Source organism: Rhizobacter sp. (assembly GCF_035702065.1).
Taxonomy (GTDB): Bacteria; Pseudomonadota; Gammaproteobacteria; order Burkholderiales; family Burkholderiaceae_C; genus Rhizobacter.
The window spans coordinates 1-10,914 of the sequence record NZ_DASSRA010000289.1 but is presented as its reverse complement, the minus strand read 5'-3'; the positions used below and the strand labels follow the sequence as shown (position 1 = coordinate 10,914).

Annotated in this window: 9 protein-coding genes; all 9 read right to left on the bottom strand. The window is 67.7% G+C overall.

Going from position 1 to position 10,914, the window contains the following annotated elements; translation table 11 throughout:
* A partial coding sequence (locus tag VFL64_RS13155; protein WP_489540832.1) for a branched-chain amino acid ABC transporter permease occupies window positions 1-923 on the bottom strand: 923 nt, incomplete at its 3' end.
* A complete protein-coding gene (locus VFL64_RS13150; protein WP_489540831.1) occupies window positions 920-1,645 on the bottom strand; it encodes an ABC transporter ATP-binding protein in 726 nt (241 codons plus the stop codon). The genes VFL64_RS13150 and VFL64_RS13155, both read right to left, overlap by 4 nt.
* 110 nt (window positions 1,646-1,755) lie before the next feature.
* Window positions 1,756-2,511, bottom strand: a complete 756-nt coding sequence (locus VFL64_RS13145) for an ABC transporter ATP-binding protein (RefSeq protein ID WP_489540830.1) — start codon at window positions 2,509-2,511, stop codon at window positions 1,756-1,758.
* A 10-nt stretch (window positions 2,512-2,521) separates the two neighbouring features.
* Entirely contained in the window at window positions 2,522-4,024 is a 1,503-nt protein-coding gene (locus tag VFL64_RS13140; protein ID WP_489540829.1) for an extracellular catalytic domain type 2 short-chain-length polyhydroxyalkanoate depolymerase, read from the bottom strand.
* 129 nt (window positions 4,025-4,153) lie between these two features.
* Window positions 4,154-5,356 (bottom strand): substrate-binding domain-containing protein, encoded by a 1,203-nt coding sequence (locus VFL64_RS13135; RefSeq protein ID WP_489540828.1) that lies wholly within the window; start codon window positions 5,354-5,356, stop codon window positions 4,154-4,156.
* 219 nt (window positions 5,357-5,575) lie between these two features.
* On the bottom strand, window positions 5,576-7,756 hold the full coding sequence (locus tag VFL64_RS13130; protein WP_489540827.1) for a TonB-dependent receptor plug domain-containing protein: 2,181 nt from the start codon (window positions 7,754-7,756) through the stop codon (window positions 5,576-5,578).
* 256 nt (window positions 7,757-8,012) lie between these two features.
* Window positions 8,013-9,467 carry a sigma-54 interaction domain-containing protein gene (locus VFL64_RS13125; RefSeq protein ID WP_489540826.1) on the bottom strand — a complete coding sequence of 485 codons (1,455 nt, stop codon included), beginning with the start codon at window positions 9,465-9,467 and terminating at the stop codon, window positions 8,013-8,015.
* 45 nt (window positions 9,468-9,512) lie between these two features.
* Complete coding sequence (locus VFL64_RS13120; protein WP_489540825.1) at window positions 9,513-9,959, bottom strand: PaaI family thioesterase; 447 nt, start codon at window positions 9,957-9,959, stop codon at window positions 9,513-9,515.
* A 1-nt stretch (window position 9,960) separates the two neighbouring features.
* A partial coding sequence (locus VFL64_RS13115) for an acyl-CoA dehydrogenase family protein (protein WP_489540824.1) occupies window positions 9,961-10,914 on the bottom strand: 954 nt, incomplete at its 5' end.

Genomic DNA, 10,914 nt, shown 5'->3' with positions numbered 1-10,914 from the left:
CCGATGTTGGAGAACATGGCCAGCTTGGGCGTGAGGAAGCCGCTGTAGTTGGCGAGCAAGCCGACCAGCAGCGCACCGACGAAGCAGCCGAATGTCGACCCCAGCCCGCCGATGATGATCACGATGAAGATCAGCACGTTGACCTGCGCGCCGATCTGCGGGATCACGTTCTGCTGGTACAGGCCCCACAGCACGCCGCCCAGGCCGGCGAGCGCCGAGCCGGCAACGAACACGCCGACGAAGAGGCGGCGGATGCGGTAGCCCAGGCTCTCGACCATCTCGCGGTCCTGCACGCCGGCGCGGATCAAGAGGCCGAGCTTGGTGCGGTTGAGCGTGTAGAGCATGGCGAGCAGCACCACCGCGCCGATCACCACCGCCACCAGGCGGTACTTCTCCACCGCCGCGTCGCCCCACAGCAGCGAGCCGCGCAGCGTGGCCGGCAGCGGCAGCGGGATCTGCGCCGGGCCCCACACGACCTTGATCAGCTCTTCGCCGATGATCATGCCGCCCATGGTGATGAGGATCTGCTTGAGGTGCTGGCCGTACACCGGCCGCACCAGCACGCGCTCGAAGCCCCAGCCGATCGCCGAGGCGAGCGCCATCGCGGCGAGCATGGCGCAGAAGACGGCGGCGAGGTTGCGCCACAGGCTCTCCGCCGACGACCAGTCGGCCATCACGCCGAACACGCTGGTGGCGACGAAGGCGCCGAAGGCGATGAACACGCCGTGACCAAAGTTCAGCACGTCCATCAGGCCGAACACGAGCGTGAGGCCCGAGGCGATGATGAAGACGATCATGCCCATCGCGAGGCCCGCCACGGTGAGCGTGAGCCAAGAGGAGGTGGAGCCGATCGCCGGCAGGGCCAGCAGCGCGAGGGCCGGCACCAGGGCCAGCGGCAGCCAATCGAAGGAGGTCTTGTTCATTGGTGTGCCCCGAGCGACAGGCCCAGCAGTCTTTGTTGGAGTTCTTCGTTCTCGGCCAGCTCGGCCATGGCGCCGCGGTGCACGACCTGGCCGTTGTCCATCACGGCCACCTGGTCGCCCAACGACTTGGCCATGCTGAAGTTCTGCTCCACCAGCAGCACCGTGGTCTGCGTGCGCTTGAGCTCGCGCAGCGCCGTGATGAGGTTCTGGATGATGGCGGGCGCCAGGCCCTTGCTCGGCTCGTCGATCAAGAGCAGGCGGCGCGGCTCGACCATGGCGCGGGCGATGGCCAGCATCTGCTTCTGCCCGCCCGAGAGCTTGCCGGCCGGGTGCAGCCAGAACTTCTTCACCGCCGGGAACAGCTCGAACAGCCACTCCAGGCGCTGCGTGTCCATCTGCTCCACGGTGCGTGCGTTGCGTGCGGCCAGCAGCAGGTTCTCGCGCACCGAGAGGTCGGCAAAGATGCCCATGTTCTCGGGCACGTAGGCGATGCCGAGTTGCGCGATCTCGGGCGTGGCGCGGCCGGCGATGTTCTGCCCGTCGAAGCTCACCGTGCCTTGCGAGGCGGCCCACAGGCCCATGATGGTCCGCAGCGTGGTCGTCTTGCCTGCGCCGTTGCGGCCGAGCAGCATGGTCACCTGCCCGGTGGGCACTTCGAAGTCGACGCCGTGGAGGATGTGGTACTGGGCGATGTGCGTGTGCACGCCCTGGAGCGACAGCAAGGGAGCACCTCCGGCCGCTCGGGCTGAGGTATCGAAGCCCTGCTCCGCGACCGCATGCACCGGGCTTCGATACCTCAGCCTGAGCGGATGGTGGCGTGCGATGAAGGAACTCATACAGACTCCTCCGCCGTCACGCCCAGGTAGGCCTGCTGCACCACCGGCGAGGCGATCACCGTCGCCGGGTCGCCATCGGCCACCAGCTGGCCGTTGTGCAGCACGATGATGCGGTCGGCCAGCTCGCGCACCACGTCCATCTTGTGTTCGACCAGCAGGATGGTCGCGTCGCGGCGGGCCTTGAGTGCGCGGATGAGGTCCAGGATCACCGGCACCTCGTCCACGCTCATGCCGGCGGTGGGTTCGTCGAACATGAACACTTGCGGGTCGAGCGCCATCAGCATGGCGACCTCGAGCTTGCGCTGGTCGCCGTGCGGCAGGCTGCTCGCGGCCACGTCGGCCTTGTCGGCCAGGCGCACCTGCTCGACGAGCGCGTGGGCGCGGGCCAGCGTTTCCTTGCGGTCCAGCCACACCGACCAGAGGTTGAGCCCTTCCTTGCGGCGCGACTGGACGGCGAGCCGCACGTTTTCCAGCACCGACAGGTTGGGAAAGAGTTGCGTGAGCTGGAAGGCGCGCCCCAGCCCGCGGTGGGTGCGGGCGGAGGCGGCTTCCTGCGTGATGTCGACGCCGTTCAACTTCACCACCCCTTCGGTCGCGCGCAGCTGGCCCGAGATGAGGTTGAAGTAGGTGGTCTTGCCCGCGCCGTTGGGCCCGACGATGGCCGTGAGCGTGCCGGGGGAGAAGGCACAGCTCACGTGGTCCACCGCCACGTGCCCGCCGAAGCGGATGGTGAGGTCTTGGGTTTCGAGCATCAGGGTTCGATCAGGGACAAGTCCCAATGACGTAGTAGTTGGTGGCGGTCTGCTTCAGCGTCGTCGTGACGAAGGTGTTCCACAGCCCCATGTTCTGGTTGGACCCGTTGGCCAGCGCATAGCCGCCGCTCTGGTACGCACGGCCAGCGGTGGTGTGGGCGTAGTTCGACGCCGTGTAGCAGGTGGCCGGCGGGGTGCTGCCGGTGGTGGTGCCACTGGCCGGCGACGAGGCCGCGCCCTCGGCGCCGCTGCCATCGACCGCGCGCACCGTCCAGCTGTAGGTGGTGGCGGCGGTGAGGCCGGTGTCGTTGAAGCTGGTGGCGGTGACGGCCGCGCCGTTGACCTTGCTGCCGTTGCGGTAGACGTTGTAGCTGGCCGCGCCGCTGACGGCGGCCCAGCTGATGGTCATGCTGCTGGCGGTGGCACCCGAGGTGGCCACGCCGGTGGGGGCCGGCAGCGTGCCGCCACCCCCGCCGCCCGAGCCGCTGCCCGAGGCGAGCTGGTCGACCATCGCCTTCAGCGCCGCGGCCTGCGTGCCGGCCTTCTGCGCGAAGTTGCTGCCGTACCAGCCGATCCAGTCCCAGCAGCCGTTGGGGTTGGCCAGCGAGCCGCTGGCCGAGGTCGCGCGGCTGGTGTTGTCGACCTTGGCCTGCGGGAACAACACGATGATGTTGTTGGTGTCGGCCCAGCGCGTGTAGCCGGTGTTCTTGACTAACTTGTCGCCGATGGTGGCGTAGCCCTGCTGGCAGCCGTGCAGCGCCACGTGCAGCCTGCACTGCGTGCCGCTGGCGCAGCTGGCCGGCACGTAGACCCAGCCGGTGGCGGCCACGCCGGGGTTGGTGGTGAAGGCCGCCTGGTTGAACTCGATGTAGTTGGCCGCGGCCGGCGCGTTGTTGCGCGCGTTGAGCGTGCCGTAGAACTTGGTCAGCACGGCCTTGGCGCCGTCGTAGCCGCAGTTGCTGATGTAGGGCGAGGCGGCGGTGCTGCAGCTGTTGTTGCCGGTGCTGTCGAAGTCGGTCGGGAACACGTGCGCGGTGCTCGCGCGCTTCACGTACTCGAGATTGGCCGCGGTCACGCCGTTGTTGGTGTACTGCGTCTGCACCGCGTTCATCGGGTTGGGGCCGACGGTGCTGTCGCTGTTGCCCACGAACATGTAGACCTTCTGGTTGGCGACGTTGGCCTTGTTGTCGATGGCCGTGCCGCTCCAGTTGTTCAGGTCGGCCTGCATGGTGTTGAGCATGCTGGCGCTGATGGTCGCGTTGTACATGCAGGCGGTGTAGTTGCTGTGGCCGGCGCACATGTAGGGGCCGCCCGCGAACACGCCCACGCCCTTGAAGGTGGCCGAGTAGGCATAGCCCAGCTGGTTGGCCATGAAGCCGCCCGAGGACAGGCCCGACACCGTGATCTGGCTGGTGTCGACGTTGAGCGCGGGCAGCGCCACCACCGCATGCGCGGACAGCGAAACCATCGCCGCGCACACGGCGGCGATGCATGGAACTCTCGTCTTCTTCATCACTGTGTTGTCTCCGGTTTGCCTCTGTCGGGCGTGGACCTCCCTCCGCATCGAGGCGGATGAGAGGGTCGGCCTGCCCGGTGCATGCCGGGCCGGCTCACGACTCCCTGAAAGCGGCGCGGAGCTGACTCAGCGCTTGTTCTTGATGGGGATGTTCATTTCCTCGGGCTTGATCTCACGAACAAGCTCGGGCACGCCCCAGGCGAAGGCCGGGTCCACCTTGATCTTGAAGTGGTACATGCTCTGCATGGCCTGGTGGTCTTCCTTGCGGAAGGTCATCTTGCCCTTGGGCGTCTCGAAGCTCATGCCTTCCATCGTGCTGATGAGCTTGTCGGTGTTGGTGTTGCCCTGGGTCTTCTTGAGCGCCTCGACCACCGCGATGCCGGCGCTCATGCCGCCCGCGGTGAAGAAGTCGGGCGGCGTCTGGAACTTCTTGTAGTGGTTGGCGACCAGCCACTCGTTGGCCGGGTTCTTCGGGATGCCGAAGTAGTAGTAGGCCGCACCTTCCATGCCGGGGAACTGCTTGTAGGCGGTCATGGCCGGCAGGATGTTGCCGCCTGTCGCGATCTCGATGTTGTAGCGCTTGAGGTCGAGGTCGGCGATCTTGAACGGGTTGCCCGCACCGGCCCAGATGATGAAGATGATCTTGCGGCCCGGCGCGTCCTTCAGCTTGTCGATGATGCGCTGCGCACCGGCGGTGAAGTCGGTGGTGCTGGTGGGCAGGTACTCCTCGTGCACGATCTTGGCCGACTTGATCGCGTCCTTGAAGGCCTTCACGCCGTCGCGGCCGAAGGCGTAATCCTGTGCCAGCGTGGCGATGCTCACGCCGGGCTTGTCGAGCGCGACGGCGTTGCTGATGGCGTCCTGCGAGCTGTTGCGGCCGGTGCGGAAGATGTACTTGTTCCACTTGTCGCCGGTGATCGAGTCGGCCACGGCCGGCTCCACCAGCAGGATCTTCTTGTACTCCTCGGCCACCGGCAGCATGGCCAGTGCCACGCCCGAGCCGGTGGTGCCGATGGCGAGGTCGACCTTGTCATCGCCGTAGGCGGTGGCGAGCAGGCTCTTGCCAATGTCGGGCTTGCCCTGGTCGTCCTTCTCGATCAGCACGATCTTCTTGCCGGCGACCGTCATGGTGCCGCCGGTCGCGTACTCCAGGCCCATCAGCAGGCCGGTCTGGGTCTGCTTGCCGTAGGCCTCGAGCGGGCCGGTCTTGCCGTAGACGTGGGCGATGCGGATCTCGCCCTTGTTCTGGGCCAGGGCCCAGGGTGCCGCGGTGGCGGCGATGGCAGCGAGAGCGGTGACGAGCGCGACGCGGCGGGGGGCAAAGGACATGGTGTCTCCTGTTCTGGGTCCGGGGGCAGGCACGCCGGATGGGCGGCCGCATGGCGGGACATCAGCGCAAGCGCTGTGCCCGAAAGCACCAGATCAGGGCAAATACCGAGTTTGCGGGGAGAGGCCGTGGCTTAACTTGGCCAAGAACGTCTGAAATCCAGTCAATTCAGCCGATTGATTGACCTGATTTCAGACACTGCCTGATTTCAAGACACAGACTCAGAGCCGCATCTCCAGGCGCAGCTGCCAGTTGATGTACGTGGGCTGGGTGGTCTCTGAGACGTCGCGCAGGCTCGCATCTTCGAAGCGGCTGCCCGTCACGTAGTCGCGCGGCGCGAAGTTGCTGGCCGACAGGCGCAGCTGCGTGGCGGGGCTGATGGTCCAGAGCGCAAAAGCGTCGCCGGCCAGCTTGCTCTTGTATTCGGCCCATTGCACCTCGCTGATGCGGGTGGTGTAGCCCGGCGTCCAGTTGAGGTTGCCGCCGATGGACAGCGGCAGGCCGGCGAACTTGTAGTCCAGGCCCAGGTTGGCGGTGCCGTCGGGCTGCTGGTCGAGCCGGTTGTCGGGGCCGGGCACTTCTTTCACGCGTGAGTGGAAGAAGCTCGCGTTCATGCGCACGTCGATGCGCGGCGCGCCCTCGATGGCGTCGTTGAGGCGGAAGCGTGCCTCCAGCTCCACGCCCTGCGTGACGGCGTCGCCGACGTTCTCGGTGCGCGACACATAGCGCGGCGTGGGCGAGTAGGCCACGCTCTGCAGCGAGGTGACGCTGCGCATGTAGTCGCTGATCTGGCGGTAGAACACATTGGCGCTCAACAGGCCGCCGTTGCCGATGTAGCGCTCGAAGGCCACGTCCAGGCCGGTGGCCAGCTCGGGCTTGAGATCGGGGTTGCCCACGCGGTCGGGCGAGGTCGGGTCGTTGCCGCCGGGCAGCGGCGCGCGGCTGTTGATGCTCGGGCGCGCGATCAGGCTTTGCAGCGAAGGCTGGCGGTAGGTGCGCGTGAGGCTCATGCGCACCTGGTCGTTGCCCTTGGGGTCGGGCTTCCACACCGCGTGCAGCAAAGGCGTCCACACGCTGCTGTCGTTCTTGACGTCTTCCTGCAAGCCCGTGCCGATGTCGAAGCCGTTGCTGCGCGTGCGGATGCCTTCCCAGCGCAGGCCAGCATGCGCCGACCAGTTGGGATTGAGCGTCCATTCGTCCTGCGCATAGGCCGCCACGCGGGTGACGCGCGCCTTCAGGTTGTCGCCGGTGTCCGTGAGCAGGGGCGCGCCGTCGTACAGGGTGCGGCCGTTGTCTTCGCGCTGGTTGGATTCGACCTCCAGGCCCGAGACCAGGCTCTGCTCGCCATCGAGCAAGGCCGTGTACTTGCCGCCCAGCGTCAGGCTGTTGTCGCGTGTGTCGGTGTGGTCCTCGCGGGTGTGCAGCACCGTGCCCGCGGCATCGCGGTCGAAGCGGACCGAATCGGCATTCGAGCGGTTGGTGCCCAGGTTGGCGCGCAACTCCATGCGGCCGGCGTCGGCGATCTGCTGCTTCCACTCGGCGTTCAGCCGGCCCATGGCGAAGTTGCTCTCGCCGGAGCCATCGCTGTGGTCGTAGGGCGCCGTGCCCACGAACTGTTCGAGCTTGCTGCTGCGCGCCGACTCGCTGGCGGAATAGATCACCATCGGCTGCAGCATGAACGAGCTGCCCTGCTCGCCGCGCCATTGCAGCCGCCCGGTGGCGTTGATGCCGTTGCGCTGGTCGCGCGAGGTGGAGGTCTCGCGCTGCGAGCTGGTGACAGTGCCTGTGTTGAGGTCGGTCAGCTCTTCGGTGGTCACGCTGTCGGTCCTGCGGTCGTTGCGCGAGGCGGAGAGCGAGAAGTTGTAGATCAGGTCGTCGACCGTGTCGTTGCGCGTCCACGAGATGCCCGGCTGGAAGTGCCCGTTCTCGAAACCCGTGCCCACGCGGAGGTTGTTGAGCCGCTTGCGAAAGCCTTCGCGCGTGACGATGTTGATCACACCAGCAATCGCGCGTGCGCCGGTTTCGGCCGTGGGCGCGCGCAGCACCTCGATGCGCTCCACCTGGTCGGGCTCCAGCGACTCGATGCTGAAGCCGGGCGGCACACGCTGCCCATCGAGCAGGATCAGCGTGTAGCCGCTGCCCAGCCCACGCATGCGCACACCGCCGCCTCCGCGCCCCGGCGCACCGCCCACGGTGACGCCGGGCAGGCGCTTGAGCGTCTCACCGATGGTGCTGTCGCCATAGCGCTCGATCTCGTCGCGGCCGACCACGATCTTGGCTGCGGTGGACAGGCGGCGCTCCTGGATGTCGTTGACGCGCGCACCGGTGATGACGACCGGCGCGAGCTGCTGCGAAGGTGCAGAGGCTGCCGCCGCAGGAAGTGCAGGCCTGGGCTCAGCCACCGATGCGGCGGCAGCCGGTGCCGACGGGGCAGAAGCTGCCGGCGCGGGCGCCGTCTGCGCTTGACTGGTACTCGCCACCGCTGCCAGCGCCAACAGGGTCAGGGAATGGGGAAACGCGAGGTGGCGGTAAGCAGCAGTGCGGAACATGGGAGCCAAACAAATGACGAACCCTGAAGCATGCCCGCGAAGCGCGGCGCTCGCATCGGGAGCGCTGCGGTATTTGGTTTCTGCGAGGTAAAGCGCAACTGCTGCCGCCTCAGAGGAGGGGCAGCTTCTCGTACAAGGTGGCGCGCGAGATGCCGAGCAGGCGCGAGGCCGCCAGCTTGTTGCCGCCGGTGGCCGCCAGCGCCTCGCGGATGGCGCGCGCCTCCAGCTCGGCGATGGCCTGCGGCAGCGGCTTGATGGTGGCCGTGGCGGCCGGCTCACCGGCTGCGTCCCTGGCCGGCGGCTTGCGCGCGGCAGCCGCCATGGGCCGCTGCTCGCCTCCCAGCAGGGAGCCAAAGTGTTCCGCGTTGAGCACCAGGTCGTCGGTCATCAGCGTGGCCTGCTCCAGCACGTTGCGCAGCTCGCGGATGTTGCCCGGCCAGGGCTGCTGGGCCAGCAGGTCCAGCGCATCGGCGCTCATGCCCTTGTGCGGCAGGCCGCTGCGGCGTGCGATGTCTTCGGCCAGCGACTCGACCAGCGCTTCCAGATCGCCCATGCGCTCGCGCAGGGCCGGCAGGTGGATGGGCAGCACGTTGAGGCGGTAGTACAGGTCGGCGCGGAAGCTGCCGGCCGCCACCATGGCGGGCAGGTCGCGGCTGGTGGCAGCGATCACGCGCACGTCCACGCGCTGAACGGTGTTGCTGCCCAGCGGCTCCAGCTCCTGCTCCTGCAGCACGCGCAGCAGCTTGCTCTGCAGGGCGAGCGGCATGTCGCCGATCTCGTCGAGAAAGAGCGTGCCCCCATCGGCCAGCTTGAACTTGCCTTCGCGGCCCTTGCGGTCGGCACCGGTGTAGGCGCCGGGCGCCACGCCGAAGAACTCGGCTTCGAGCAGGGTGTCGGGCACGGCGGCGATGTTCACGCCGACGAAGGAACGCGCCGCGCGCGCACTGGCGGCGTGGATGGCGTGCGCCAGCAGCTCCTTGCCGGTGCCGGTTTCGCCCAGCAGCAGCACGGTGCTGTCGGTCTGCGCCACGCGCCGGGCCTGGCGCTTGACCTCCATCGCCGCGGGGCTTGCGCCGATGAAGCTGGCCACCGTGTACTTGGGCCGGCGCTGCGCGGCAAGCTGCTGGCGTGCGTCGTCGAGCTCGCGCTGCAGGCGGCTGAACTTGGTCATCAGCGGCTGCATCGTCGTCTCCGGGTGGTCGAGCAGCACCATGCCCATCGCGCCGATCACCTCGCCCTGCGCGTCGCGCAGCGGCAGGCGGCTCACGAGGAAGGTGCCGGCCTGGTTGGTGAGCAGGTCCACCAGCATGGGCTGGCCGGTGTCGACCACATGGGCCATCAGCGTGTTGGGCACCACCTCCTCGACGCGGCGGCCGACGAAGTCGCTCTCCTCATGCCCGAGGTCAGGCAGGAAGCGCTTGTAGCCTTCGCTGATCCACACGATGCGGTGGTTGCGGTCGATCACCATCATGCCCATGGCGGCCTGGGCCAGGGTGTCGAACATGCTCTGGGCGGCGAGCTTCAGGACGCCGTCGGCATCGGCGGGCAGGGAGGGAATGGCCATGGCGGTGTGTCCGGGTGCCGGACACTGTACCGCCGGGCCGCCGCCTTATCCCTCAGGGACTTCCTTGGCCGCCGTCACGGGCTCCACCACGGCGAACACGCCGCTGCAGCGCACCACCACCTTCTCGCCGACGCGCAACTCGCACTCGGCGAAGGAGAGCCGCGCGCCGTGCTTGCGCACCTGCACGTGCGCCTCCAGCCAGTCGCCCACCTTGGCGGCGCCGAGGAAGTCGGTGGACAGGTTCACCGACACCATCGGCGCCTGCGGGCTGCGCGTGAGGTGCATGTTGCGGCCCAGCGCGCTGTCGGCCAGCGTGACGAGCATGCCGCCGTGCGCGATGCCGCGCATGTTGGTGTGCTTCTTGTCCAGGCGCAGGCCGATCACCACGCCGCCGTGCGGCGCGTCCTTCTGGTACAGCGGGCCGGCGTGGGTGAGCCATACGCCTCCCGGCACCAGCGGCACGAAGCCCTCAGGGATGTTGTCGTCACTCATGTCAGAACCAGGCGTCATGCATCGTCAGCGTCGAATCGTTCAGGCTGCGCAGCAGATCATGCTGCGGCTTGCAGCGCGGCAGCTCCCAGTCGAAGAACCAGGCGCTGGTGTGCAGCTTGCCGCGGTAGAAGGCGACCTCGCTGTCACTGTTCGAATGGCCCTGGGCATTCTTCAGCGCGCGGGTCGCGACCAGCGCCTGGCGCAGCCACTGCCAGGCCACCACCGTGTGGCCGAAGGCTTCGAGGAAGACGATTGAATTCGCCAGCGCGAGCTCACCCTTCTCCTTCAACAACGGGGCCAGTGCCTTCACGGTCTGCGTGACGTTCGACCAGGCGATGGTGAGCGCATCGGCATGGGCGCTCAAGGTCTCGTATTCGGATGCATCCTTCACGGTCGCTGCAATCTCGCGGCCCAGCAACTCCAACGCCGCGCCCTGCTGCATCACCACCTTGCGGCCCAGCAGGTCGATGGCCTGGATGGCGTGCGTGCCCTCGTGGATCATGTTCAGGCGGTTGTCGCGGTAGAACTGCTCGACCGGGTACTCGCGCGTGTAGCCGTAGCCGCCGTGGATCTGGATGGCGAGGCTGTTCGCCTCCAGGCACCACTGCGAAGGCCAGCTCTTCACGATGGGCGTGAGCAGCTCCAGCAGCAGGCCGGCTTCTTCTCGCTTGGTTTCGTCGGGGCCGGTCTTCTGCTCGTCGACCAGGCGCGCGGCGTACAGGCCCAGCGCGAGGCCGCCTTCCACATAGGCCTTCTGCGCGATCAGCATGCGGCGGATGTCGGCGTGCTCGATCAGCTTGATCTGCGGCTCGTTCGGGTCCTTGCTGCCGGCACGGCGGCCTTGCGGCCGCTCGCGCGCGTACTGCAACGACGCGAGGTAGCCGCGGTAGCCCAGCATCACCGCGCCCATGCCGACGCCGATGCGGGCCTCGTTCATCATGTGGAACATCGCGGC